The sequence below is a fragment of the Corynebacterium jeddahense genome (genome assembly GCF_028609865.1).
Lineage (GTDB): Bacteria > Actinomycetota > Actinomycetes > Mycobacteriales > Mycobacteriaceae > Corynebacterium > Corynebacterium jeddahense.
The window spans coordinates 2,140,283-2,163,815 of the sequence record NZ_CP063194.1; the positions used below are offsets into that span (position 1 = coordinate 2,140,283).

At 68.4% G+C, this 23,533-nt stretch carries 25 protein-coding genes; 4 read left to right on the forward strand and 21 right to left on the reverse strand.

From position 1 onward, the window contains the following. Positions 1-46: 46 nt before the first annotated feature. The 16 genes from CJEDD_RS10420 to dacB all read right to left on the reverse strand — a co-directional run bounded on the left by CJEDD_RS10420 (position 47) and on the right by dacB (position 15,157). Positions 47-937 carry a hypothetical protein gene (locus CJEDD_RS10420; protein ID WP_052333815.1) on the reverse strand — a complete coding sequence of 297 codons (891 nt, stop codon included), beginning with the start codon at positions 935-937 and terminating at the stop codon, positions 47-49. A gap of 5 nt (positions 938-942) precedes the next feature. Beyond that, complete coding sequence (gene lysS, locus CJEDD_RS10425; RefSeq protein WP_042407709.1) at positions 943-2,454, reverse strand: lysine--tRNA ligase; 1,512 nt, start codon at positions 2,452-2,454, stop codon at positions 943-945. 16 nt (positions 2,455-2,470) lie between these two features. Further along, a complete protein-coding gene (locus CJEDD_RS10430) occupies positions 2,471-3,724 on the reverse strand; it encodes a protein kinase family protein (RefSeq protein ID WP_042407704.1) in 1,254 nt (417 codons plus the stop codon). A 17-nt stretch (positions 3,725-3,741) separates the two neighbouring features. Next, a complete protein-coding gene (locus tag CJEDD_RS10435; protein ID WP_042407702.1) occupies positions 3,742-4,536 on the reverse strand; it encodes a pantoate--beta-alanine ligase in 795 nt (264 codons plus the stop codon). Continuing rightward, entirely contained in the window at positions 4,537-5,238 is a 702-nt protein-coding gene (locus CJEDD_RS10440) for a 6PGD fold domain-containing protein (protein ID WP_052333814.1), read from the reverse strand. Beyond that, positions 5,239-6,108: a DUF6779 domain-containing protein gene (locus tag CJEDD_RS10445; RefSeq protein ID WP_273657512.1), complete on the reverse strand. Its 870-nt coding sequence runs from the start codon at positions 6,106-6,108 to the stop codon at positions 5,239-5,241. 10 nt (positions 6,109-6,118) lie between these two features. Then, the gene (locus CJEDD_RS10450) at positions 6,119-6,586 is read right to left on the reverse strand and encodes a DUF3180 domain-containing protein (RefSeq protein WP_042407446.1); all 468 of its coding nucleotides are present in this window, start codon (positions 6,584-6,586) and stop codon (positions 6,119-6,121) included. Next, complete coding sequence (gene folK / locus CJEDD_RS10455) at positions 6,583-7,041, reverse strand: 2-amino-4-hydroxy-6-hydroxymethyldihydropteridine diphosphokinase (protein ID WP_042407444.1); 459 nt, start codon at positions 7,039-7,041, stop codon at positions 6,583-6,585. The genes CJEDD_RS10450 and folK overlap by 4 nt, the downstream gene beginning before the upstream one ends. 3 nt (positions 7,042-7,044) lie before the next feature. Further along, on the reverse strand, positions 7,045-7,407 hold the full coding sequence (folB, locus tag CJEDD_RS10460; protein WP_042407441.1) for a dihydroneopterin aldolase: 363 nt from the start codon (positions 7,405-7,407) through the stop codon (positions 7,045-7,047). Then, entirely contained in the window at positions 7,400-8,251 is an 852-nt protein-coding gene (folP, locus tag CJEDD_RS10465) for a dihydropteroate synthase (protein ID WP_042407440.1), read from the reverse strand. The genes folB and folP overlap by 8 nt, the downstream gene beginning before the upstream one ends. Positions 8,252-8,253: 2 nt before the next feature. Beyond that, on the reverse strand, positions 8,254-8,829 hold the full coding sequence (gene folE / locus CJEDD_RS10470) for a GTP cyclohydrolase I FolE (protein WP_042407439.1): 576 nt from the start codon (positions 8,827-8,829) through the stop codon (positions 8,254-8,256). Then, positions 8,822-11,206 carry an ATP-dependent zinc metalloprotease FtsH gene (gene ftsH, locus CJEDD_RS10475; RefSeq protein WP_042407436.1) on the reverse strand — a complete coding sequence of 795 codons (2,385 nt, stop codon included), beginning with the start codon at positions 11,204-11,206 and terminating at the stop codon, positions 8,822-8,824. The genes folE and ftsH overlap by 8 nt, the downstream gene beginning before the upstream one ends. A 15-nt stretch (positions 11,207-11,221) precedes the next feature. Beyond that, positions 11,222-11,821 (reverse strand): hypoxanthine phosphoribosyltransferase, encoded by a 600-nt coding sequence (gene hpt / locus CJEDD_RS10480; protein WP_042407433.1) that lies wholly within the window; start codon positions 11,819-11,821, stop codon positions 11,222-11,224. 274 nt (positions 11,822-12,095) lie between these two features. After that, positions 12,096-12,986: a hypothetical protein gene (locus CJEDD_RS10485; RefSeq protein ID WP_042407431.1), complete on the reverse strand. Its 891-nt coding sequence runs from the start codon at positions 12,984-12,986 to the stop codon at positions 12,096-12,098. 21 nt (positions 12,987-13,007) lie between these two features. Next, the gene (tilS, locus tag CJEDD_RS10490; protein ID WP_042407429.1) at positions 13,008-13,898 is read right to left on the reverse strand and encodes a tRNA lysidine(34) synthetase TilS; all 891 of its coding nucleotides are present in this window, start codon (positions 13,896-13,898) and stop codon (positions 13,008-13,010) included. Further along, the gene (gene dacB / locus CJEDD_RS10495; RefSeq protein WP_042407426.1) at positions 13,898-15,157 is read right to left on the reverse strand and encodes a D-alanyl-D-alanine carboxypeptidase/D-alanyl-D-alanine endopeptidase; all 1,260 of its coding nucleotides are present in this window, start codon (positions 15,155-15,157) and stop codon (positions 13,898-13,900) included. Before dacB ends, tilS begins: the two co-directional genes overlap by 1 nt. Before the next feature lie 61 nt (positions 15,158-15,218). Here dacB and CJEDD_RS10500 point away from each other — a divergent pair, with 61 nt between their 5' ends. Next, positions 15,219-15,752: an inorganic diphosphatase gene (locus tag CJEDD_RS10500; RefSeq protein ID WP_042407423.1), complete on the forward strand. Its 534-nt coding sequence runs from the start codon at positions 15,219-15,221 to the stop codon at positions 15,750-15,752. Positions 15,753-15,869: 117 nt separating this feature from the next. Here CJEDD_RS10500 and CJEDD_RS10505 read toward each other — a convergent pair whose 3' ends face one another. From CJEDD_RS10505 to CJEDD_RS10520, 4 genes are all read right to left on the reverse strand, one after another. After that, entirely contained in the window at positions 15,870-16,811 is a 942-nt protein-coding gene (locus CJEDD_RS10505; protein ID WP_042407421.1) for a zinc metalloprotease, read from the reverse strand. A gap of 36 nt (positions 16,812-16,847) precedes the next feature. After that, positions 16,848-17,663: a hypothetical protein gene (locus tag CJEDD_RS10510; RefSeq protein WP_052333796.1), complete on the reverse strand. Its 816-nt coding sequence runs from the start codon at positions 17,661-17,663 to the stop codon at positions 16,848-16,850. Positions 17,664-17,819: 156 nt separating this feature from the next. Next, positions 17,820-18,845 carry a hypothetical protein gene (locus CJEDD_RS10515; RefSeq protein ID WP_052333795.1) on the reverse strand — a complete coding sequence of 342 codons (1,026 nt, stop codon included), beginning with the start codon at positions 18,843-18,845 and terminating at the stop codon, positions 17,820-17,822. Between the two features lie 134 nt (positions 18,846-18,979). Continuing rightward, positions 18,980-19,675, reverse strand: a complete 696-nt coding sequence (locus tag CJEDD_RS10520; protein ID WP_157034474.1) for a sortase family protein — start codon at positions 19,673-19,675, stop codon at positions 18,980-18,982. A gap of 19 nt (positions 19,676-19,694) precedes the next feature. Here CJEDD_RS10520 and CJEDD_RS10525 point away from each other — a divergent pair, with 19 nt between their 5' ends. The 3 genes from CJEDD_RS10525 to CJEDD_RS10535 all read left to right on the forward strand — a co-directional run bounded on the left by CJEDD_RS10525 (position 19,695) and on the right by CJEDD_RS10535 (position 22,415). Beyond that, complete coding sequence (locus CJEDD_RS10525) at positions 19,695-19,991, forward strand: rhodanese-like domain-containing protein (protein ID WP_042407418.1); 297 nt, start codon at positions 19,695-19,697, stop codon at positions 19,989-19,991. A gap of 45 nt (positions 19,992-20,036) precedes the next feature. After that, complete coding sequence (locus CJEDD_RS10530) at positions 20,037-20,474, forward strand: MarR family winged helix-turn-helix transcriptional regulator (protein WP_042407415.1); 438 nt, start codon at positions 20,037-20,039, stop codon at positions 20,472-20,474. A gap of 183 nt (positions 20,475-20,657) precedes the next feature. Next, complete coding sequence (locus CJEDD_RS10535; protein ID WP_273657480.1) at positions 20,658-22,415, forward strand: IS3 family transposase; 1,758 nt, start codon at positions 20,658-20,660, stop codon at positions 22,413-22,415. 164 nt (positions 22,416-22,579) lie between these two features. On the opposite strand, the gene CJEDD_RS10540 is transcribed toward CJEDD_RS10535, so the two are convergent. After that, the gene (locus CJEDD_RS10540) at positions 22,580-23,500 is read right to left on the reverse strand and encodes a PDDEXK family nuclease (RefSeq protein ID WP_042410047.1); all 921 of its coding nucleotides are present in this window, start codon (positions 23,498-23,500) and stop codon (positions 22,580-22,582) included. Positions 23,501-23,533: the final 33 nt, after the last annotated feature.

The following is a 23,533-nucleotide window of genomic DNA, read 5'->3' on the forward strand; positions in this document are numbered from 1 at the left end:
GGGCCCGCGAATCCCCAGTTCGATTGTGCATACACCCCGCTGAGGGCTAGCAGGGGTCGACGTACTCCTCGCGGTTGGACAGCACGCGCGCGTTGCCGCCGTAGTTCGCCTTCGCCCGGCACAGCGCGTCGGTGTCCGAGCCGTAGTCGAGGTAGACGGGGTAGATGTCGTGGCCGTCGAGCTGCTTGCGTAGCGACGGGCACTGCCCCGGGAACGTGTACTCCCGGGTCTTGCCGGACGGGTCCGCCGTCAACGCCTCGAACGCGATGCGCCGCTGCGTGTCGTCCCGGTCGCCGTAGTCCACGATCGAGTCCACGATGAGGATGCCGCGCCCGTCGCACGCCGGCTGCGACGCGTACTTCGGCGTCGACTCCCCCAGCCCCACGTACGGGATGTATCCTGCGCCCGCCGGCGCCGCGCTCACCTTGTTCGGCGGGGTCTCGCCCGGCCCGTACACCCCGCACTGCTTCTCTTTGTTGGCGAAGCGCTCCGGCACCCCGAGCTCCTCGAGGCGGCCCGGGTTGTAGCACGGCGCGCTCATCCCGAGCCCGTCCCACTCCCCGTCCGCGGGCACCCGGCGCCAGATGCTGCCGTCCCACTGCACGAGTTTGATCACGTCGGAGTTCGGCACGCCGGGCCGCGCGAACCCGCCCTCGCACTCGCCGCGCATCTCGAAGTCCTCGTACCCCGGGGAGCGCTGCAGGGCGGCGTCAGAGCAGTCCGGCGGGGCCGCCGCGGCGGAGGTGGAGCCGTTGCTTGTCGACGCCCCAGGGGCTGACTCCGCGGAAGACTCCGTAGCAGACTCCGTCGTTGCAGTCGCCGACCCCTCGGTCGGCGCCACCCACGACGTCTGGGTCACCTCGACCACCTCGGGCTCGGAGGCACAACCCGCGAGCGCCAGCACGACCACGGCGGCAAGGGGCAGGGCGCGGCGCATGGCGGCTACACCTCCGGCTTCACCATCGGGAAGAGCACCGTCTCGCGGATGCCCAGGCCGGTCAGGGCCATGAGCAGGCGGTCGACGCCCATGCCGGTGCCGGCTGTCGGCGGCATGCCCTGCTCCATCGCGGCGAGGAAGTCCTCGTCGAGCACCATCGCCTCGTCGTCGCCGGCGTTGGCCAGGCGCGCCTGATCCTCGAAGCGCTCACGCTGGATCACCGGGTCCACCAGCTCGGAGTAGCCGGTGGCCAGCTCGAAACCGCGCACGTAGAGGTCCCACTTCTCAGTCACGCCGGGCTTCTCGCGGTGGTCGCGCGTGAGCGGGGAAGTCTCCACCGGGAAGTTCACCACGAACGTCGGCTCGTAGAGCTGGTCGGAGCAGAGCTCCTCCCAGACCTCCTCGACGAGCTTGCCGTGCAGCCAGCCCGCGTTCTCCGGCACCTTGAGCCCGATGACCTCGGCGATGCCCTTGAGCTCCTCGACGGAGGAATCGACGGTGACCTCGGGCTGGCCCGGGAACTTGCGCTGCAGCGCCTCGTTCAGGCTCGGGTACATCTCCAGCACCTTCCACTCGCCGGAGAAGTCGTACTCCGTGCCGTCGGCGAGCGTGACTTTCTGGGAGCCGAAGACCTCCTCCGCGCAGAACTGCACGAGGCCCTTGATCGTCTTCGCGCCGTCTTTATAGGTGCCCCACGCCTGGTAGGTCTCCAGCATGGTGAACTCCGGCGAGTGCGAGGAATCGACGCCCTCGTTTCGGAAGTTCCTGTTGATCTCGAAGACGCGCTCGATGCCGCCGACCACCGCGCGCTTGAGGTACAGCTCCGGCGCGATGCGCAGGTAGAGGTCGATGTCCAGCGCGTTCGAGCGGGTGATGAACGGCCGGGCGGCGGCGCCGCCGTGCAGGGTCTGCAGCATCGGGGTCTCAATCTCCACGAAGTCCAGGCCCGTGAGGTACTTGCGCACCGCGGCGATGACCTTGATGCGGGTCATGGCGTTGACGCGCGCGTCCTCGCGCATGATGAGGTCGGTGTAGCGACGGCGGACCCGCTGCTCCTCGTTCATGTCCGCGAACGCCACCGGCAGCGGGCGCAGCGCCTTCGACGCCATGTGCCACGACTGGGCCATCACGGAGAGCTCACCGCGTTTCGACGCGATGACGCGCCCACGCACCGACACGATGTCGCCGAGGTCGGTATCGGCCTTCCACTGCGCCAGCGTCTCCTCGCCCACCTCGGCGAAGGAGAGCATGACCTGCAGCTGGGTGCCGTCGCCCTCCTGCAGGGTGGCGAAGCAGAGCTTGCCGGTGTTGCGCTGGAACATGATGCGCCCGGCGACGGCGACAACGTCCTGGGTCTCCTCACCCGGCTCGAGCGTGCCGTCGTACTTCGCGCGCAGGTCCTTCAGCGACGTCGTGCGGTCGACTTCGACGGGGTAGGCGTCGCGCCCTTCGTCGAGAAGCCTCTGCCTCTTCTCCCGGCGGATTTGCTGCTGCTCTGAAAGATCCTGCGTACTCACGGCGAATAATCGTAGCTTATTCGCAGACGGGGAGATCGAGGCGCTGGGACTCCGCGTCGGAGCCGTTGATGATGAAGAGGTACTCGGGCTTGTCCTTCGGCGTCATCACGAACGCCTGCGGGTTCGCGTCCGGCAGCTCGTAGGAGTTGATGGTGCACTCTCCGGAGCCGAGGACGACCGCCTCGCTCGGGTCCGGTACCGCGTCGTCGCGGTCGAACTCGTCGGCGTACTTCACCACCGACACGCCGAGGTTCTCGTCCGCGCAGCGGATCTTGCCCTCCTGGTCGCCCTCGGTCGGCTCGGACTCGCACTTGAGGTCCTTCCAGCCCTTCTGCCCGGAGCGCTCGGAGACGACCTTCGGGTAGGCCTCGGCGATCTCGGCCTCCGCGCCGGCCCACTCCTCACCGCGGTGGGTGCTCCAGTACCAGAGCGCGCCGAGGGCGACGAGCAGCAGCGCGAGGATCGCGATGATCCACGGCCACGGGCTCTTTTTCTTCTTCGGCTCAGCCGGGCGCGCGTAGGTGCCATCCGCGCTGTACGCGTAGGGCTCCGGCGGCTTGCGGTAGCCGTCCTGCGGGCGCGGGGCGACCGACTCGTTCGACTGCTGCATCTCCACCTGCTCCGCCGGGGCGGTCTCGAGCACGCCGGCGCAGGTGCGAGCGCCCTCGCGGGGCTGCTCGCCGGTCATGAGCGCGACGACGTTGGCGAACTTCTCCACGTTCGCCTTCGCCGCCTCCTCGTCGGTGCCAGCCGGGTCCGTCGACGGGCCGACGAGGGTGAGCTTCACCGGTGTGGTCGACCACTGCGGCTGGACGAGGAGGCGCTCCGGAGTAATGGAGCGGGCGACGAAGCCGGACAGTCCCTTGAGGTCATAGTCGTCGATCGCCTCGGCGACGGGGCCGAGCAGGTCGCGCACCTCCTGCGGGGTGAACGTCGCGCCCTTCTCCGCGATGAGGTCCGACAGCGGGGTGCCGCTCGGCGCCTCGCGCAAAACGAAGAGCTTGCCATCGTCGGTGGTGCCCACGCTGCGCGGCTGAAACGCGCCCGGGTGCGCGGCGAGCGCGAGCCGGCTGTTGAGCGTGTTCACCTCGTCGCCGAGCTGCGCGCCGACGGCATCGTAGAAGACCTCGACCTCGACGCCGTGGCCGGTGTCGTCCGTCGCGGTGTAGAGCGTGGACGTCTCGGTGCGCCCCGTCTCTGCGACCTGCTCAGGCGTGAAGGTGAAGCCGAAGCGGTCGGCGAGGATTCCGGCGATGTTGGCGTTGGACATGCGCGAAAGTCTACCGACTACTCGCTGTCTATGTTTTTGAACCCGACGCCCAGGGGGAGCCCCACGTTGTCGATGAGCCGCACCCCGCCGAGGTCCACCGCCGCGAGCAGGCGCGCGTCCCCCTCGTCCGGGGCGGGGCGCATGGCGAGGTCGCGCAGCTCGACGTACTCCGGCTCCACGCCGGCGGCGGCGAGCACCCCGCGCACCGTCTCGAGGACGGCGTCGCGCCCGCGCTCGGCGGCGTGCGCCCCGGCTGTGAGCGCCGCGGACAGGGCGAGGGCGGCCTCCCGCTTCTCGACGGCGACACGCGCGTTCCTGTTCGACACCGGGATGCCGTCGGGGGTGCGCACCGTGGGCACGCTGTGGAGCTTGCACTCCATCCGCAGGCCGGAGACCGCGTACTGCGCGGCCACGAGCACCTCAAAGTCCTTCTCGCCGAGCACGACGTCGGTGGCGTGCGACGCGTTGATGGCGGCGAGGATCGTGGCGACGGCGCGCTGCGTCTCCTCCGCCGGCTCGAGCGGGTCCACGCCCGCGTCGACGCCCACCCGCGTCTCCAAGGCGCCGTGGAAGACGACGTCGACGTGCTCGCGGGCGAAGACATCCGGCACTTCCGCGCCGGAGTAGGTGACCACGACGTACGCGCCAAGCAGCGACTTCGCCGCCCGGATGAGCTCGACGTGCCCGGCGTGGAGGTCGGTGCCCAGCGGCACCACCACCACGGACTTGCCGATCTTGCGGAACGCGCGGCCGTACGTGGCCAAAAGCGCCTCGTCGGTGACCACCACGGCCTGGCCTGGTTCGAACGCCATCTATCCTCCCTCGTACTTCTGCATCGCCCAGAGTTCCGTGTCAGTATCGCCCAGCTGCTGCCCGCGCCTGCGCTCGAGGTCGACGAGCAGGCGTCGCACGCCCGGCTCCGGCAGCGCGTCCGCGAGCACGTCGAGCTGCGCCGGGGTCGCGGCGCGGGGCGCGCCCGCGGGGGCGTCGCGGAACTGCGCGGCGACGGCCTCCATGTCCGGCACGGCCTGGACGAGGAGCTCGAACGCGTCGCCGCGGACGACGCTCTCCAGTGCGCGCAGCTCCTGGGCGGCGGCGATGACGGGCCGGGAGGTGTCGTCGATACGCATGCTCACCCCGCCGACCTCCGCGACGAGGAGACCGACGACCGTCTCGCCGAGCTCGTCCGCGGCGGAGGTGACCCACACGTCGGCGAAGACGTTGTGGGCGCACATGACGATCGCCTGGGCGGTCTCGACGTCGTCGAGGAGCTGCGGCCCCTCTTCGAGCACGGTGTGGAGGAACATCTGGCGGGGCCGGGCGTGGCTCGCGAGCAGCCCGGCGGCGAGGCGCACTTGGTCGGCGGGGGCGTCGAGCAGGACGAGGTCGACTTGGGCGATCGCGCCGGGGTCGGCTTCCGCGTCCACCGGGCGGACGATGTGGCCGGCGCGCTCGAACTCGAGCGCGAGCGGCGTCGGGCCGAACACCGCGCCCACGGCAAGGCGCGGGGCCATCTACTTCCCCTGGCGCGCGAGGAGCTCGGCAACGGAGACGCTCGTCTCGCCGCGCTCGTCGCGGCGGCGGCGGCCCGAGCGCGGGGCGTCGGGGGCCTCGTGTTCCCCGTGGGCCTGCGCGGGTTCCGGAGCCGGGGCCGGTTCCGGCGCGCGGTTCTTCTCCGCCTCCCGCTCGCTGATGAGGTCGGACAGCGGGTTGCGCGCCGGGCGCGACGACGGCTGCGCGCCAATGCGGCCGGCGATCGCGTCGGAGCTCGGCGCGCCGGTCGGGCGGGCGGGGCGCACCCTGGTGATCACGACGGTGTCGTCGGAGGACGGGCCCGGCTTCGGGGCGGGCGCGGACTCCGTGGCGGGCTTCGGTTCAGGCTGCGCGGGTTCGGGTTCCGGGGCCGGTTCGGGTGCCGGCGCCGGCTCCTGCTTCGGTTCCTGCACCGCCTCGAGCTCCGAGATGCGCCGGGCCGACGCGCGCACGGCGGCCGGCTCGTACTCGAAGACGCGGCCGGAGAGCTCCTCGAGCTGGTTGCGCAGCGCCTGGATCTGGTCCTGCAGCTCGCGCAGCGCCTCGACGTCCACCGCCGGGGCGGCCGGCGCCGCGGGGGCCGCCTGCAGCTCGGCGCGGTGGCGCTCCTCCTGCTCTCGGGCGCGCTGCTCGGCCGCCCGCGCCTCGTCCTCGGCGGCGTCGCGGTCCCGGCGCACCTTCGAGTTGAGAAGGATGCCGGCCGCGCCCGCCCAGAGCGCAAAGATGAGCGCGACCTTCAGCGCGTTGGCGGAGTTGGTGAACAGCATGACCACGGTGCCGATCACCGCCGCGACAAACGGCACGTAAACCCACAGGTTTGCGGTGTCACGGGACGGTTTCTGGGCACTCATGCCCAACACTCTAGCTAACACCCTGCCCCTCATTCGGTGGCGACACTTCGCACATCTTCTCCAGCACCAGCCCCGCCACGCACAGCGCGAGCCCCCCGAGCGCGCCCGCGGTGAGCGGCCCGACGTCGCCCGCCGCGGCGTCGAGGACGTGCAGTTTGCGCAGGGTGTACATGAGCGCGCCGGCGTACGCGCCGCCGCACACCGCGCCCGCCCACGCGCACGCCTTGCCGAAGACCATGCAGTTCGCCACCGTCACCGGGTTGAGCTGGCTGCGGTCCAGCCCCACGCGCCCCTCCTCGCGGCGCCGCTTGACCACCCAGGCGATCCACCCGGCCACCACCGCGATCACCCACAGCGACAGCGGCACCACGAGATCCAGCGACGCGAGCGCGCCGTAGAAGCGGCGCACGAGGATGAGCGCGGCCGCGGCGCTGAACCCGGCGGCGGCGATGAGCCCGTCGATCGGCGTGCGCCTCACAGCTTGCGCACCCCCTGGCCGTCGAGGTCCGCGAGCAGGTTGCGTATCGACGCCCCACGGAGCTCCGCGCCCGGGTCCATCTCCAGCCACGGCTCGAGCACGAACCTGCGCAGGTGCGCCCGCGGGTGCGGCACGGTGAGCTCCGGGTCGTCGGAGGTGTAGCCGTCGATCCAGACGACGTCCACGTCGAGGGTGCGCGGACCCCAGCGCTCCTCGCGCACGCGGTGGGCGGCCTGCTCTAGGCGCTGGCACCGGGCGAGGAGCTCGTGCGGGGACGCGTCGACGTCGACAAGCAAGCTCTGGTTGAGAAAGTCCGGCTGGTCCGTCTTGCCCCACGGCGCGGTGGCGTAGACCGAGCTCACGGCGACGGTCTCGCCCGCGAACTCGTCGACGACGCTGCGCAGGTGGGCGCGCGCGTCGCCCATGTTCGAGCCTGCCGAGAGCACCGCGCGCATCGCCTACCCCCGCTTCCTCGAGCGCCGCGCCACCACGGCGACGTCCTCGAACACGGCCGGGATCGGGGCGTGCGGCTTGTGCAAGGTGACCTCCACGGCGTGGAGCAGACTGTAGGCGACCATCGCGGCCTCGGCGATCTCGGACGCGACCGTCTCAATGAGCTGGCGCGGCGTGCCGGTGGCGATTCCGAGGGCCAGCTCGGCGAGCTCAGCGTAGTTCACGGTGCCCGCGAGGTCGTCGTCGCCGGGGAACTCGAGCCAGCACGTGATGTCCAGCGAGAACGCCTGGCCGTACTCCGTCTCGTGCGGGAGCACGCCGTGGTTCGCGTGGAAGGCGAGCCCCTTGAGCTCGATGCGGTCAGCCATCGCGCCCGGCCCTCCACCGCTGCGCGACGTCCACCGCGTCGCGCGAGACGGCCACCTCGTGCACCCGCACGCACCAGGCGCCCAGGTGGGCGGACAGCGCGGTGACGGCGGCGGTCGCCGGGTCAGCGTCGAGCGGCGAGTGCTCGAGCCCGCGGTCCGCGCGGATCTCGGTGAGGAAGCGCTTGCGGCTCGCGCCCACGAGCACCGGGAACTCCCCGCCGATAAACTCCGGCAGCGCGTTGAGCAGCGCCCAGTTGTCGGCCGCGGTCTTGGCGAAGCCGAGGCCCGGGTCGAGCGTGATCTGGTCGTGCGCCACGCCCGCAGCGAGCGCGTTGTCCACGAGCGCCCCCAGCACCTCGTGCACGTCGCGCACGACGTCGCCGCCGTGATCGGCCGCGCCCGCCGCGTCGCCGAACGCCGTCGTCCGCCAGTGCATGAGGCACACCGGCAGCCCGGTCTGCGCCATCACGCGGTACATGTCCGGGTCGGCGAGGCCGCCCGAGACGTCGTTGATGAGGTCCACGCCTTCCTCCGCCGCAGCGAGCGCCGTCGACGCGCGCATCGTGTCCACAGAGGTGCGGATGCCGTCGGCGTGCAGCGCCCGGATGACCGGGCGGATGCGCTCGGCTTCAAGCTCCGCCGGCACCCGCGTGGCGCCCGGGCGGGTCGACTCGGCGCCGACGTCGATGATGTCCGCGCCGAGGCGCACGAGCTCGTGGGCGTGCGCGATCGCGTCGTCGGCCGCGAGCCACTTCCCGCCGTCCGAGAAAGAATCCTCCGTGACGTTGACAATGCCCATCACGGCCGTGCGGCCGGGCACCGTCAGATCGGCCACCGTCGTCATCGCTACCCCCTAATCAGGCTGAGGACTTCCGCGCGCGAAGCCGCGTTCCGCTCGAACCCGCCGCGCACCGCCGACGTCGTCGTCGTCGCGCCGGGCTTGCGGATCCCGCGCATCGCCATGCACAGGTGCTCGCACTCGATGACCACGATAACCGCAGACGCATCCAGCTTCTCGACGATCGCGTCCGCAATCTGCGCCGTCAACCGCTCCTGGACCTGCGGGCGCTTCGCGTACATGTCGGCGAGCCGCGCCAGCTTTGACAGGCCGGTCACCTTGCCCTCCGGCCCCGGGATGTAGCCGATATGCGCCACCCCGTAGAACGGCACGAGGTGGTGCTCGCACGTGGAGTAGATCGGGATGTCGCGCACGAGCACGAGCTCGCGGTGGTTCTCCGCGAACGACTTTTCCAGGTGCAGCTTCGGGTCCTCCCGCAGGCCCGCGAAGACCTCCTCGTAGGCCCGTGCGACGCGCGCCGGCGTCTCGACGAGCCCCTCACGGTCCGGGTCCTCGCCCACCGCGATGAGCAGCTCGCGCACGGCGGCCTCGGCGCGCTCGCGGTCGAAGCTCGCGTTAGTCATCCTCGCCCCTCCTATGCCTCGGCTCCCGCGGCTCGCGTGGCAGCTGCGTCGTCTCCGATTCCGGGTTCGCCGGCGTCGTCTCCGGCTCGTCGCCGCGCGCCGGGTGGTCCGGGCGCTCGTTTTCGGGCAGGCGGAAGCCGATCTCCTCGGTCTGGCCCGCCGGGGGCTGCGCCGGGTAGTGCTGCGCGCCCGGGTGCTGCTGGGGCTGCTGGGGCTGCGGCTGCGCGGGCTGCGGGGGCTGTGCGGGCTGCGTCTGGCCGGCGGGCCCGCCCGTGTAGGTCCAGCCCTCCGGCGGCTTCGGCCCGCCGTACTGCGGGGCCGAACCCGCCGGCGGCTGCCAGCGCGACGACCCCGGCTGGTTCTGGTTGCCCTCGCGCTCCCGGCGGCGGCGCTCGCGCGTGGCTTTCGACGCCTCGAGGATGGAGAAGTGCTTCGGCGGCTCCTCACCGCGCTCCTTGGCCAGCTCCACCGGCGTCTTCACCGGCTCGCGGCCGTCTTGGCGGTGGAAGCGGGCGTCGTGCGCGGGCAGCGCCGGGCGCTCCGGCTCGACGCCCTCGAAGATCGCTTCGAGGTCGCCGCGGCGCAGCGTCTCCTTTTCCAGCAGCTTCGAGGCGAGCAGGTCGAGCTGGTCGCGGTACTTCTCGAGGGTGGCGTAGGCGACCTTGTGGGCTTCGTCGAGAAGCAGCTGCATTTCCTCGTCAATTTTCGCCGCGACGGCCGGCGAGTACTCGAGCGTGCCGCCGCCGCCCATGCCGGCGAACGGGTCGCCTTGCTCCTGGCCGTACTTCACGGGGCCGAGCGAGGAGGTCATGCCGTACTCGGTGACCATAGCGCGGGCGATCTTCGTCGCCTGCTCGATGTCGTTGGACGCGCCGGTGGTCGGCGCGCCGAAGACGAGCTCCTCCGCCGAGCGCCCGCCCATGGCGAAGACCATGCGCGCGAAGAGCTCGTCGCGGGTGTACATGCCCTTGTCGTCCTCGTCGGCGGTCATGGAGAAGCCGCCGGTGCGCCCGCGCGCGAGGATGGTCACCTTGTACACGCGCTCGATGTCCTTGAGCGCCCAGGCAGCCAGGGTGTGGCCACCCTCGTGGTAGGCGGTGACCTTCTTCTCGTGCTCGGAGATGATCTTCGTGGAGCGGCGCGGGCCGCCGATGACGCGGTCCGTCGCCTCCTCGAGCGCGTCCGCGGTGATGACGTTGCCGCCGATGCGGGCGGTGAGCAGCGCCGCCTCGTTGAGCACGTTGGCGAGGTCTGCGCCGGACATGCCGGCGGTGCGCTTGGCCAGGGAGTCGAGCGAGACGTCCTTTGCCAGCGGCTTGTCCTTCGCGTGGACCTTGAGAATCTGGGCGCGGCCGGCGAGGTCCGGGTTGGTCACCGGGATCTGGCGGTCGAAGCGGCCGGGGCGCAGCAGCGCCGGGTCGAGGATGTCCGGGCGGTTTGTCGCCGCGATGAGGATCACGCCCTCGCGGCCAGTGAAGCCGTCCATCTCCACGAGGAGCTGGTTGAGGGTCTGCTCGCGCTCGTCGTGGCCGCCGCCCATGCCGGAGCCGCGCTGGCGGCCCACGGCGTCGATCTCGTCGACGAAGATGATGCAGGGGCTGTTCTCGCGGGCCTGCTTGAACAGGTCGCGCACGCGGGAGGCGCCGACGCCGACGAACATCTCCACGAAGTCCGAGCCGGAGATGGAGTAGAACGGCACGCCCGCCTCGCCCGCGACGGCGCGCGCGAGCAGCGTCTTACCGGTGCCGGGCGGGCCGTAGAGCAGCACGCCGCGCGGGATCTTCGCGCCGAGTTTCTCGTAGATGCCCGGGTCGGTGAGGAAGTCGACGACCTCCTGCAGCTCGTCCACCGCCTCGTCGGCGCCGGCGACGTCGGCGAACGTGTTCGTCGGGTTGTCCTTGGTCAGCTGCTTCGCCCTCGACCCGCCGATGCCGAACGGGCCGCCGCCGCTGGTCTGCATGCGGTACATGAAGTAGGACAGCAGGCCGAAGACCAGGATCATCGGCAGCATGAAGCCGAGCATCGACATGAGGAACGAGTCCTGCGTCACGTTCGTCTTGTACTTGTCCGGCTCGGCTTCCCGGACGGCGTCGAAAATCTCCGGCGCGGTCCGCGCGGGGTACTGCGCCGAGATGGACTCGATGTTTTCGCGCTCGTCGACGGAGATCGGCTCGCGCAGGTCGATGCGGACCCGCTGCTCGCGGTCGTCGATCTGCACTTCCTTCGCGTTGTGGTTGTGCAGCTGCTCCATAGCCACGGAGGTGTCCACGCTCTGGTAGGCGCGGGAATCGTCCCCGATCAGCGTGAGCAGGTAGAGGACGATGAGTGCGATGGCGCCGATGAGGCCCCACCGCATGACGTTTTTATTTTTGCTCATAAACCTGTGTTCTATTTACTCGGCTTCCGTGTACACGCGCGGGTGGAGCGTGCCCACGTACGGCAGATCCCGGTAGCGCTCCGCGTAGTCCAGGCCGTAGCCGATGACGAACTCGTTCGGGATGTCGAAGCCGATGTCGAGGAGCTCGATCTGCGCGGTCTGCACGTCCGGTTTACGCAGAAGGGTAACGACCTCGAGGCTCTTCGGGTTCCGGTTCCGCAGGTTGCGCAGCAGCCAGGACAGCGTCAGGCCCGAATCGATGATGTCCTCGACGACGAGCACGTCGCGGCCGGCGATCTCCTTGTCCAGGTCTTTCAGGATGCGCACTACCCCGGAGCTCGTCGTGGAGTTGCCGTACGACGACACCGCCATGAATTCCATCTCCGCCGGGATGGACAGCTTGCGGGCGAAGTCGGTGAGGAAGAACACCGCGCCCTTGAGCACGCACACCAAGATGAGGTCTTCCTCCGTGTCCCGGTACTTCTCCGAGACCATGTCCGCCAGCTCCTGGATGCGGTTCTGCAGCTCATCTTCACTGATCAGAATCGCTTCCACGTCGTCGCCATAGCGGTGCGGCGGAACGTTGAAGTCCTTGGTGTCGTGCAACTCGGTCATGGGCTGGCCCTTCCCTCTCGCCTAAGATTCGCCTTCACGTGCGCGTAACTTCCACATCTTGCCACCTGCCCGCGAGAAGGTACAACCACCTGCGGGGTTTGGGCAGTTCTCGATTCTGTTATTGCAAAGTTTGTAATAACGTGCGAGGATAGGCCCTAGGATTTCCGAGACAGACTCCGATGGTTCGTGACCAAGATTTCCACGAAAGAGGGAGACTCGGGTTCGATTCCCGGCCCACGAAAGTGGTGTAGCTCAGTGGCAGAGCCCCTCTTTGCTATTCCCAATACGAAATCGTCCAGTAGCCGAGATTCATCGCAGCGATGTGCAGCTGTTCTGAAGAGAGCTGCACTGGCCCGTAGTTGTGGCGCGCGAATCCACGCAACGAACGAGCCCAGCTACTTGAATTTTTAGCCGCGGTGGAAGTTCCTTGGAAATGCTCTACTGCGATTTCTGCCCATTTTCCGGCGGATAACGCAGTGGCTAAAGACGAATTGAGACTAAGAGCCAGCGACTTATTCACACCAAAACTCAATACGAGTTCCCCAGAGTTAAGCGCCAATTCACCGTTTACCCCTAAAACACTGGCTGGCTGTTGTCCGGTCACTTTCTCCCAATAGTTCGCCGCCTCCGTCGACAACCCGTTCAAGGCGCTTTGCAGTGTCTGGTTGAAGCTTCCGTTGCTGTGAATGATGCAATTTCGAATAAGGCGTAGAACGTGAAACAGTTCTAACATGCCCAATGGCCCCGGAAGGGAACTGATTCCACACGAAGCCATAAAAACCTCGTGCATGTTGACCATCTTCACGGGTGGGTCGACAGCTCCACTCGAATCGGTAATCGTCCTCCCGTCCTGCCGAAGCAGATCGAGGACGGATTTGACGTACGCCTCCTGCAGTGCGAGCACATACGGAATTCCGATGTGTGCAAGGTGAGCTTCCGCCTGTTGGAGGTTCAGTTGCGCGACATCGGATCGAAGGTTGAATCTCTCGATGTGACTTACGCGCGGGAAAATTTCTCTGAGCGTCCGATCCGCCCCCGCAGTGAGGGTAAGTGTATTAGCCGCAAGTTGCGACCCGGCGAGCAAAGCCATCATCGCAGTATTTATCTCTTGGCGTTGCTGCTTGAACTTCATGTAATCCGGATACCGGATCTCCCCCTGAGTCATTTTGCTCCCAACTTCTCGCACCTAGGGTCTTAAAATAGCCAGTCGTTCGCCCTCGCGCACCACGGCCCGCCCGCCCGCGGCGGCGACGGGCCCTTGCCCATGCCAATCGACGACCAAGGCTTCCACCGCGTCGAGCTGGTCGCCTTGCACCGGCACGCCCTCGCTCAGGAGCCACGCTGCTAATCGACGCCTCCGGACCGGCCCCGCATCCCCCTCAAGCTCCGCGCAGGAGGTGGTCGGCGCCAGGTCCGTCAGCGACGCAATCAACGCCTGGTCCGCCGCAATCCGGTCCGCGGTGGCGGCGAGGGCGGGAACGGCGTCGCCGCCGAGCAGCTCGCTGAGCAGGGGCACCACCTGCTTCCGTAGTGCCACACGCCGGAAGGTGGGGTCGGCGTTCATCGGGTCGTGCCAGGGTTCTAACCCCAGCTCCTCGCACGCGCCCACAGTGTCGGCGCGGCGGATGCCCAAGAACGGCCGGACGATTCTGCCATTTCTCGCGCTCATCCCGGACGGGTTGCCGCGCAGGGCGCCGAGGAGGAGCGTCTCGGCCTGGTCGTCGGCAGTGTGGGCGACCCACACGTCTCGCCCGTACGCGAGCAGCGCGTCGTACCTGGCGCTGCGGGCGGCGGCCTCCACGTTGCCGGCGCCGACCTCGACACGGACCACCTCCGCGGCCAGCCCGAACGATGTAGCTGCCTGTGCCGCCCGCTCGGCAACCTCGGCCGAACCAGGTTGCAGCCCGTGGTCCACCACCACGCAGAGCGCGTCCTTCCCCTCGGCGGCGGCCGCGGCTGCCAGCACCAAGGAGTCGGGCCCGCCTGAGAGGCCAACCACTGCTGGGCCGTTGAAGGACCGGACGGCTCGTCGACAAGCAAGAAAGTGCGGGGAGCGGCGGGGCCAGAACGGGTCCATCAGTAGTCGCGCAGTGCGGAGGTGAGCTCGTCCATGGCCCGGCGCGCGGCGAGCACGTCGGCGTCGTTGCAGATCACCGCGAACGTGTAGACGTTCCCGTTCACGCTGGTCACGGTGCCGGCGAGCGAGGCGGTGTTGTCGAGGGTGCCCGTCTTCGCGCGCACCCAGCCGCGGCCGGGGAGGTCCCCGTAGCGGTCCGCGAGCGTGCCGTCGGCGGCGGCGACGGGCAGGGCGGCGAGCAGCGGGCGCAGCTCGGGCTTCGTGGTGGCGTCGAGCATGAGCGCGTCGAGGAGCTGGGCGGGGATGCGGTCGTCGGTGGACAGGCCGGAGTTGTCCACGAGGGTGACGCCGGCGGTGTCGAAGCCGCGCTCGGCGAGCACGGACAGGGCCGCGCCCGGGGCGTCCTTCGTCCCGCGTTTGAGCGCCACCTCGCGCCCGATCGCCTCGGCGTAGACGTTGTCGGAGTGCTTCATCATCATTTCCAGGCGCTCGGCGAGCGTCGGCGATTCCACGGCGGCGGCGACCTGGCCGTCCGCGGGCGCGGTGCCCACGCCTACCTCGGTGGCGCCGACGCGGTTCGCGAGCGCCTGCGCCACGTCGAGTGCCGGGGTGTGGGAGCGGGGCACGTCGCCTGTGGTCTCCCCGTTGAGGCGCCCGCCCGAGAGCATCGCGGGCTGGAGGGGCGCGACGAAGCCGCCGTCGATGTCGAGCGGGTTCCAGCCCGGCAGCATCTCCTCCATGCCATCCCAGACGGACGTGTCGATGAGTACGCGGTCAGCATGGCCGATCTGCGTCGCCAGGTCGTCGAGGGCGTCGGCGTCGAGCCAGACGTCGCCGGCGGCCTTGATGGTCACCTCGGCCGGATCCGCGCCGCGCACCACCTGCGTGGTCACGCGGTCCTGCGCGCCGAGCGAGAGCAGGGCCGCCGATGCGGTAAGCACCTTGGTCACGCTCGCCGGGCGCAGCGCATCGCCGGGGGCGTGCTCGAAGACGGTCGCGCCGTCGCTCGCCCGCGACACGCGGGCGCCGTACGTGCCCAGAGCGGGGTTCGCGCCGAGGGTGGTGAGGGCGTTGGTGAGCGAAGTGTCGTCGATACGCGACGGCTCCGCGGGGACGAGCGCGGACGGCGCGGCCTGGAGCTCGAACGGCGGGGCGTGCGTGATCTCGCCGAGCTGCTCGTGCGCGGCGATGCCGAAGCCCGCGACGCCGCCGACCGCCGCGAGGGCGAGCGCGCCTGCGGCCCATGTCCATACCTTCATCGGCCAAAATGGTAGCCCACGTATGATGTTTGGCGGACAACAACCGATCAAAGGAGCAGCAATGGCTATTGAGGTCATCATCGAGATCCCGAAGGGCTCGCGCAACAAGTACGAGGTCGACCACGAGACCGGCAAGGTCTTCCTCGACCGCTACCTGTTCACCCCGATGGCGTACCCGGCGGACTACGGCTTCATCGACAACACCCTCGCCGACGACGGCGACCCGCTCGACGCGCTCGTGATCACCCCGGAGCCCGTCTTCCCGGGCGTGACCGTGATCGCGCGCCCGATCGGCGTGTTCAAGATGACCGACGAGGCCGGCGGCGACGACAAGCTGCTCTGCGTCATCGACGACGTGCGCTACGAGTCCTACCAGGACATCTCCGACGTCTCAGACTTTGTCAAGGACGAGATCGAGCACTTCTTCGTCCACTACAAGGACCTCGAGCCTGGCAAGTCCGTGACCGGCTCCGGCTGGGGCGACAAGGCCGAGGCGGAGGCCATCCTCCAGGCCTCCCTCGACGCGTTTGAGCGCGTGGGCGACAACTCCCGCGAGGGCCTCACCGAGGAGAAGGAAACGAAGACCGAGAACTAATTCGCTTCTCGACGACTCAAGCCGGGCCGCTGTGGATAGCGGGCCCGGCTTGTGGTGTTTTGGGGGTGGGTGTGCCCAAAAAGGATTGAGGACAAATCTGACCTCAATCCATTTCACCTACACCAGGTGGTTGAGGTACGCCCACCCCGCCGCGCCGAGCACGGAGAGCCCGAACACAGCGATGGGCAGGATCACCGCGAGCGGGTTGACGCGCTTCGGCTGCTCGGGCGTCGGCTCCGCCGGCTTCGGCGCCACGGAGATGGTGGTGTCGATGGGGGTGGGCTGCTCGCGCGGCGGCCACACGATGGTGAACTCCGGCTGCGGCGCCTGGGTGGTCGCCGTGGTCGTTGTGGCCACGGTGGGCTGGAGGACGACGGTGGTGGCGTTGTGGTCGCCGGCGACCTCGATGACGTTGCTGCCGGCGGGCTTCGACGTCGGCGTCGGGCGGCTCGCCACCTCGCGCAGGTTGTTCGCCTGGATGAGCACCTGGACGTCAAGCGCCTGCGGCGAATTCGCGCCCTTGCCGCGGCTCGTGCCGTCCTTCATCAGCGCACCGTCGCAGGAGTGGGCCAGGCCCATGGCGTGGCCGAGCTCGTGCGCCGAGGTCATGACGAGACTGCTGACGTAGCCGTTGCGCAGGATGTCCGGGTTGAGCAGCAGCTTCATGGTGTTCACATTGCCGGTCACCCGGCCCACGATGTACGTGCCCAGGTTCGCTTCCTCGACCGTGACCACCTTGTAGCCCGGTTGGCTGACAAACTCGTAGCGTACGAGCCCGCCGGTCGCCTGGACCCACTCATCCATGGCCTGCGCCACGTACGGCTTGTACTTCTCCGGGCTGTAGAGACGCAGCGTGTTGCCGTCGAGGGCGTTGTAGTTGCTGGAGAACACGTAGTTGCCCAGGTTCGGGATCGGCTGTCCCAGGCGCGCCGCGGCGGTAGCCGCCTTGCACTCCTTGCCAATCGGGTCGACGCGCGTCTCGGCCTGCGCCGGGGCGACGAGGGAGCCCGCGGCGACAGCGGCTGCGCAGGCGGTTGCAATGAGATTACGAGCGTTCACGGACGGAGAGATTACCATTCCCCCAGCCCGCGCTCGCTACACGAGGCGGCGGCGCGCGAAGCCGAAGAATGCCGCCCCGAGCGCGCCGGCCAGCACAAGCGCGAACAGCGCGCGGACGAGCGTGTTGGAGCCGGTCTCGGCCTCGAGGCCACGAGCGGCGGCATACGGCGTAGCGACGTCAGCTTCGCCCCCAGCACGCGCCGCCTCAAGCCCCTGCTTGCCCACCTCACCCGCGTTGGCCTGCACGAGCGCCTCGGACTGCGCGGTCTCCTCCGGCGTGACATCCGCGTTCACCCGCGAGATGTCGGCAACGAAGGTGTGGCCGTCCTTGTTCAGGTAGTACGTGGTGCCCGCGAGCACGAGAACCGGCGGGAACTTCACCAGGCCGGCGGCCACCGGCGCCGGGTTAGAGGGGTCGACGTCCGAGGTGCCGACGGCCTGCTCGGGGGCCTTCGCCGTCGTCGCCGGGTCGGGGCTGGCGGTGGTGGCGGTGGTCGCGGTCGCGGTGGTCGCGGTCGCGGTGGTCGTGGCCGGTGCCGGCGTTGCGCCCGTCGGCTGGTCGGCGGGCTGGTCGCGGATGACGCCCGTGCCGATCAACCCTGCCACGGCGGCGTCCAGCACGGCGACGGCCTTTTCCTGCTGCGCGGAGTCGAGCTGCGCGTAGGGCTTGGCCGCCTCCTGCAGGGTGCGAACGTAGTAGGTGCCCTCCTGGTTGAGGTAGTAGGTGTCGCCGCGCGAGTCCTGCGTCTGCGCGGGCAGGCTCTCCTGCGCGGAAGCGGTGACGGCCGGCGCGGCGGTCAGCGCGACGGCGGCGGTAGCGGCAACGGCGGCGTGTGCGATGCGGCGGTTCATGGCGGCCTCCTGGGACGCTCGGTAAAGGAAGTCTCGAGTACTGGTTGAGAGTCTACACACTTCCTGCACAATGTTCACTTAAGTCACGCAAGTTTCTGCACAAGAAACGCCCTCCCCGCGCGTGCGGCGGGGAGGGCGAAGGGCAAGCGCTCAGGCTTAGACGAGGAAACGGCGGCCAGCGACGAACGCGGCGGCGCCCAGGGCGAGCGCGAGCACGAGCGCGAAGAGGGTGCGGGCCAGGGTGTTCGAGCCGGTCTCCGCCTCGACACCGCGGGTGGCCGCGGCGGCCTCCTGGGCGGCGATCTCGTCGGCGTGCTGCGCGCGCAGGCGGTCAGACTCGGCCTTCTCCTGCTGCGTCGGCTCCTGGTGGACGCGGTCCGAGGAGCCCACGAGGGTCTGGCCGTCCTGGTTAAGGAAGTAGGTCACGCCGGCGAGCACGATCGGCAAGCCGACGGCGGCAGCGGCGATCGCGGCGATGGCGCCGCCGGAGAGCTGCGCGGCGGCCTCGGCGGTCGTGGTGGCCGTGGCCGCGGCACCGTTCTTGCCGGCGGCACCCTCGACGAAGACGCAGTCCTGCTGCACGGACTCGAGGGTGCGCACCTTGGCCGGGTCGTTCGGCAACGTTTCGGCGTCGACAAGCGCCTTGTCCGAAACGTAGTGCTTGCCATCCTTCGTGGCGTACCAGGTCGTTTCCTTCCGGGCCTGGTCGCCCTGGGCCTTGTCAACGCACTTCGCGTCGCGCACCGGGGCCTGGGCCGCGGTGCCGGTGTTGGTCTCGCCGGTCTGCTTGATCGTCACATCGACCGGGAGGTTGCCGGACGTATCGACGGTGACGCTCGCAGTGGAGTTACCGGTGAGGTCGGAGATCGCGGTGGCCTCGGCCGGGTTGGCCGGCTGCGCGTTGACGCCGACCTCGAGGGCGTACGTGCCGTCCTCCCTCTGCACCAGGCGCGGCGCGGCCTCGATCTCGGCGGTGGTGGCGGGCAGCTCCTTCTTCACGTACTCGGTGCCGCGCAGGACGAAGTAGTTGCCCGCGGCGTCGGTGTACGCGGCCGGGAGGTCACCCTTCCACGCGGCGCTGACCTCCGGCGGGAGGGTCTCCGCGTGGGCGGCCGGGGTTGCGGCGAGGGCGATGGCGCCGGCCATGACGGCGGCGGTCAGGGAACGGGTGGTGCGCTTCATGTGGGGCTCCAATCGGGAAAAGTCTCAACCTCAGGTGGAAGGTTACGCCACAACAGTAGACACGATTCACACAAGTCTCAAGAAAAACTTGAGACTTTTTGGAAAACTCCTGCCACGAATCAGCAAACGCGCAGCTAGCGCGGCTGGAACGCCTTCTCCACCTGCTCCCCCGTCACCGTGCCCACGAGCTGCCAGCCCACCACGGCGTTGCGCACGGAGTCCGCGAGCGGGTTGGCCGGCTGGATGCAGCTGATGGTCAGCAGCCGCCCCGGCATCGGCCCGGTGCCCCAGATTGAGGTGTCCGCCGCCAGCGTCCCCTTCTGCGGGTCGTGCAGGTCGGTCGCGCGGTACTGCAGCCAGTCGTCGCCGGAGGACGCGGTGCGCAGGTAAAGGTGCTCGCCGATGCCGATGTTGTGGCGTTCGTTCTTGCCGTCGTAAAGCTTGTTAAATACCGCGCTCACCCCCGCGCCCGTATGCCCCGCCACCACCACGATGTCCTGCGCGTCAGTGCCGGGCAGCGAGTACGGGTAGCCCTCGCCGGTGAGCGCGCACGCCTTATCCATCGTCTTCGGGTCGATCGCGCCGTTGACCACACGGCAGTCGGCGCCCTCGAACGTCGCCCGCAGCCCGATCGCGGGCACCACCATCTCCTCCGGGCGCGAGGCGCCGATAGTTGCAGCAGCGTGACGACGGGGCTCCGCCTGCGCCGACGTCGTTTCCCCCGTCGGGGTTTCTGGCTCGGAGGGGGCCGAATGGTCGTCGTGAAGCAACGCGCGAAGAAGCAGGACGATGAGCAGCAGCGCCACAATGCGGCGGATGTGGTACTTCACGGCGGTTATCATACGAGCCATGAAGCACGTCTCCGTTACCGAAGTCCCCGCCGGCGCCCAGCTCATCGACGTCCGCGAGCCCGACGAGTACGCCGCCGTCCGCGCGGCCGGCGCGACGAACATCCCGCTGTCCGAGTTCGTGGCCCGGGCCGGCGAAATCGATCCCGACCAGGACATTTACCTCATCTGCAAGTCCGGCGGGCGCAGCGCCCAGGCCGGCGAGTACCTCGAGCAGGCGCACGGCTGGGACGGGGTGCACAACGTGACCGGGGGTACCACCGCGTGGGTGGAGGCGGGCCTGCCGCACGAAAAATAGGACGCCCCAACAGTTGGGCGACCGCAGGTACGTAAGATGGGCCGTATGTCGACGCTTCCCGAACTGCCCAGCGCGCTGGCGAAGTCGCCCCACTTCCAGATCGAGCGCGTCCGCCGGCACACGAAGGACGAGGTCGAGCGGACGCTAGCGAAGCAGGACTCCACGATGCGCGAGTTCTGGATCCTCACCTGCGTGGACGGCGAACCGATGTCGCAGCGGCAGCTGTCCGAGCTCCTGCTCATCGACGCCTCCGACATGGTCCGCATCATCGACTCCCTGGAGAAGCACGGGTGGGTCACCCGCGAGCGCGACCCCGACGACCGCCGCCGCCAGATCGTCGCCGCGACGAAGAAAGGCTCGAAGGCGCTGACCAAACTCGCCGAGGACGTCGCGAACGCCGAGAGCCGCGCACTCGAGGCGTCCTCGAACAAGCAGCTCAAGAGCCTGAAGAAGCTGTCCCAGGCGCTCGAGGGCGAGGACTAGGGCGGGGGTGGGGTGCCTGGTGCGCGTTTTTCGCCTCTATCCCGCCTTTCCCGCCCCTCTACCGCCCCTTCTTCCGCCCCTTCTCCGCCCCTTCTTCCGCAGATCCAGCTACTAAGACCCAGCTAATCGGCCTCCGGGAGCGCGGACAAAAAGTTGGAGTGTTGGGGGCTGGAAGGTATTCCAATGCCCGCAGGGTTTCCATCTGATATCCGCGATGGTGCGGTTGAGAGGTTTTTGGCTGGGGCGTCTGCCCGTGAGGTCTGCGACTGGGCTGAAGACGTATGTGGTCGCCGACCATCAGTGGACACGGTCGGCAACTGGGTTGCGGCCAAACGCCGCGGCCAGTCCTTTGATGGCACGCGACGCGCCTACGACGCTGAGACCATCGCGAAGGTTGTAGCACGCAGGTTGACCTCGCAGGCGACGGTGCGTGAGATTGCCGTGGAGTTCGATGTCAACGACACCGCAGCACTGACCTGGACGAAGCGGTACTGGCCAGACGATGACGACCGCGATTCGGCAGCGTCGATGACCTTCGACGAGGCGTTTGCGGCGACAATGGAACGCGTGAGCAAACACCGCAAAGTCCAACGCAACCATCAACAGCAGCGAGTCGATGAAGCAGCCGATGCGAAAAGGCCACCCCGGCCAGTCAACGAGTGGCTGCCAGGGCCTGGACCGATAGACGACATCGCTGATTTACCCAGTGACATGGACGAGCTGAAAAAGCTCGTTGTCGAGATGCGCGACCGGGAAACAGTCAAAGACGCCATTATCCAAGTGCTCATGAGCGACGGTGAGCCGCAGGGAAAAGGCAACGTCCGTGGCGGTGAGTCGCGGGGAAAAGACGACGTCCGTGACGGGGAACTGTCCACCGCGGCGAAAGCCGCAGTGGTGGTTGCCCTCACGGACGCCCACGGGTTTTCCATCGCCAAAGCATGCGCGGTTGTCGGGATTGCGCAGTCGACGTTTTACTACCACCGACACACCCACACGAAGGTGGTGCACCAGCGCGAACAGCGCCGCGCTGCACTCAAACCGCTGATCTTGCAGGCAGCAGCCGAATCCGGGCAAAGCTACGGCTACCGGCGCATCCACGCCTGGCTGAAGATCATGGGGCATACAGTGTCGGAAAAGATCGTGCGTACCCTCATGGAAGAGCTTGGGTGCCGCCCGCCGGCGAAAGCGTCGGGCAAATACTCCTCCTACACCGGTGAAACCGACCACAAACCCGCGAACCTGCTGCTGATCGCCCCAACCGACAACAGTGACGATGATGGGGATGCGGATGTGGATGTGGCCCGGCCGGTTGTTGCACCGTCGCAGTACTTCATCGACCACGCCGACGCTCAGGGGCTGACCCACGATTTCCACGCGGATGCCCCGTGGGAGAAAATCGGCACCGACGTCACCGAAATCCACTGCCCAGACGGCAAATTGTTTCTGTCGGCAGCGATCGATTTCTACGACGGGATGCCGATTGCGGTGACCATGTCAACATCACCGAACCACGACTTGGTCGCCGAGATGATCGCGCGAATCGACGAGGTAAAACCCGACGAGGCACAACCGATCATCCATTCCGATCGTGGTGGGCTCTACCGCAGTGAACGCTGGGTCAGTCTGATTACCGACCACACCCACAACATCTTGGATTGCCCCGACTGCCAGGCCGATACATGGTGCGGCAACCGGTGGCGATACATCCCGTCACTGTCGCGCAAAGCCACCAGCGGCGACAACGCGCGCACCGAAGGCTTCTTCGGCACGATGAAACAAGAACTGCTCAAAGGCAGGCCTGTGGTGTCGACGATGACGGTGGCGCAAATGCGCGACTATATTGATTCCTACATCGACTTCTACATCAACACACGATTGAAGTCGACACTCGGCGAGGGCTACACCACCATCGCCGAGCACCGCAAGGCACTGAGTGCATAACAACGAGACAAAGTCCCCCAAAACGCACTCCAACAAAAAGACCGCATCCCCCCTGACGCGATTAGCTGGGTCTTAGTAGCTGGATTTGGCCGTTTGGGCCGTCCGAGCAGCCTGGGCCGCCAGCGCCAGCGCCACCCCGCCGCCAGCGCCCGCGCCAGCGCCAGCTACGGGCGGCGCGACGTCGCCGGCACCGCCACCGGCCCGCGGTTATCCGCCCGGGCCTTGGCGGCGCGAACGCGGCGCACGCACTCCGCCTCGTCGGTGAGGATCTCGATGGGAAACAGGTGCAGCACCTCGTAGCCCTGCTCCTTGATCCAGTTCTCGCGCCGGGTCATCTTCATCACCTCGGCGTGGGGCATGTCCTCGAACTTGATGTACCCGTCGATCTCGATGACCAGCGTCCCCCACAGCAGATCCACGCGGAACCGTTTCCCGATCCACATCTGCTCCAGCACCACAATCCCGTGCTCTGCCAGGATGATGCGGAAGAGCGTCTCAAAGGGCGACTCGGATTTCTCGGAACACAGCTCGAACGCCCGGCGCGCCAGCCCGATGCCGTTCTTGCCGGCGAGGCGCTCCATTGTCTCGGCGAGGCCGGCCCGCGCTGTGTGCTGGGCGATGGGCGTCTTCCCATGAAACAGACCGTCCATCGCCACGACGCCGTCGCGCACGCCGTGGAATCGGGCGATGTCGATGGCGGTCCGGGAGGGCGTCGTGAAGCGAAGGTGCCCTGCGAGCTCCGCCTCCAAGACGTCGATGTCCGGGACCGGCACGTTGCGGTAGACCACCCCGTCGGGCCACTGCGACTTCGACGGCGGGTGGCCGCCGCGCTGCGCGAGCTCGACGAGCTCCGGCTCCTTGCGCAGCACCCACATCCCGGTCGCGCGCGCCGCCGAGCGCCCCACGAGCACCGACTTGTGCGCGGCCACTCCCGCGGCGTAGCAGCGCAAAAACTCCTGCTCGTGGCGCTGCAGCCCCGCCCACGCCTCCACCGGGATGAACCGCGTCGCGGAGAGCTTGAGGCACGCCTGCTTCTCGACGTCCCCACGGCCCACCAACAGCCCAACCAGCCCTGCCTGATCCATTATTCCCCCTGTTCTGTCGCCTCCCCCGAAGCG

What these genes read in the sequence shown, in the direction of transcription:
- CJEDD_RS10420 (WP_052333815.1), bottom strand. Translation starts at nt 937, where the DNA reads ATGCGCCGCGCCCTGCCCCTTGCCGCCGTGGTCGTGCTGGCGCTCGCG.
- CJEDD_RS10430 (WP_042407704.1), bottom strand. Translation starts at nt 3,724, where the DNA reads ATGTCCAACGCCAACATCGCCGGAATCCTCGCCGACCGCTTCGGCTTC.
- CJEDD_RS10435 (WP_042407702.1), bottom strand. Translation starts at nt 4,536, where the DNA reads ATGGCGTTCGAACCAGGCCAGGCCGTGGTGGTCACCGACGAGGCGCTT.
- CJEDD_RS10440 (WP_052333814.1), bottom strand. Translation starts at nt 5,238, where the DNA reads ATGGCCCCGCGCCTTGCCGTGGGCGCGGTGTTCGGCCCGACGCCGCTC.
- CJEDD_RS10445 (WP_273657512.1), bottom strand. Translation starts at nt 6,108, where the DNA reads ATGAGTGCCCAGAAACCGTCCCGTGACACCGCAAACCTGTGGGTTTAC.
- folK (WP_042407444.1), bottom strand. Translation starts at nt 7,041, where the DNA reads ATGCGCGCGGTGCTCTCGGCAGGCTCGAACATGGGCGACGCGCGCGCC.
- folB (WP_042407441.1), bottom strand. Translation starts at nt 7,407, where the DNA reads ATGGCTGACCGCATCGAGCTCAAGGGGCTCGCCTTCCACGCGAACCAC.
- folP (WP_042407440.1), bottom strand. Translation starts at nt 8,251, where the DNA reads ATGACGACGGTGGCCGATCTGACGGTGCCCGGCCGCACGGCCGTGATG.
- folE (WP_042407439.1), bottom strand. Translation starts at nt 8,829, where the DNA reads ATGACTAACGCGAGCTTCGACCGCGAGCGCGCCGAGGCCGCCGTGCGC.
- ftsH (WP_042407436.1), bottom strand. Translation starts at nt 11,206, where the DNA reads ATGAGCAAAAATAAAAACGTCATGCGGTGGGGCCTCATCGGCGCCATC.
- hpt (WP_042407433.1), bottom strand. Translation starts at nt 11,821, where the DNA reads ATGACCGAGTTGCACGACACCAAGGACTTCAACGTTCCGCCGCACCGC.
- CJEDD_RS10485 (WP_042407431.1), bottom strand. Translation starts at nt 12,986, where the DNA reads ATGACTCAGGGGGAGATCCGGTATCCGGATTACATGAAGTTCAAGCAG.
- tilS (WP_042407429.1), bottom strand. Translation starts at nt 13,898, where the DNA reads ATGGACCCGTTCTGGCCCCGCCGCTCCCCGCACTTTCTTGCTTGTCGA.
- dacB (WP_042407426.1), bottom strand. Translation starts at nt 15,157, where the DNA reads ATGAAGGTATGGACATGGGCCGCAGGCGCGCTCGCCCTCGCGGCGGTC.
- CJEDD_RS10500 (WP_042407423.1), top strand. Translation starts at nt 15,219, where the DNA reads ATGGCTATTGAGGTCATCATCGAGATCCCGAAGGGCTCGCGCAACAAG.
- CJEDD_RS10510 (WP_052333796.1), bottom strand. Translation starts at nt 17,663, where the DNA reads ATGAACCGCCGCATCGCACACGCCGCCGTTGCCGCTACCGCCGCCGTC.
- CJEDD_RS10515 (WP_052333795.1), bottom strand. Translation starts at nt 18,845, where the DNA reads ATGAAGCGCACCACCCGTTCCCTGACCGCCGCCGTCATGGCCGGCGCC.
- CJEDD_RS10525 (WP_042407418.1), top strand. Translation starts at nt 19,695, where the DNA reads ATGAAGCACGTCTCCGTTACCGAAGTCCCCGCCGGCGCCCAGCTCATC.
- CJEDD_RS10530 (WP_042407415.1), top strand. Translation starts at nt 20,037, where the DNA reads ATGTCGACGCTTCCCGAACTGCCCAGCGCGCTGGCGAAGTCGCCCCAC.
- CJEDD_RS10535 (WP_273657480.1), top strand. Translation starts at nt 20,658, where the DNA reads ATGCCCGCAGGGTTTCCATCTGATATCCGCGATGGTGCGGTTGAGAGG.
- CJEDD_RS10540 (WP_042410047.1), bottom strand. Translation starts at nt 23,500, where the DNA reads ATGGATCAGGCAGGGCTGGTTGGGCTGTTGGTGGGCCGTGGGGACGTC.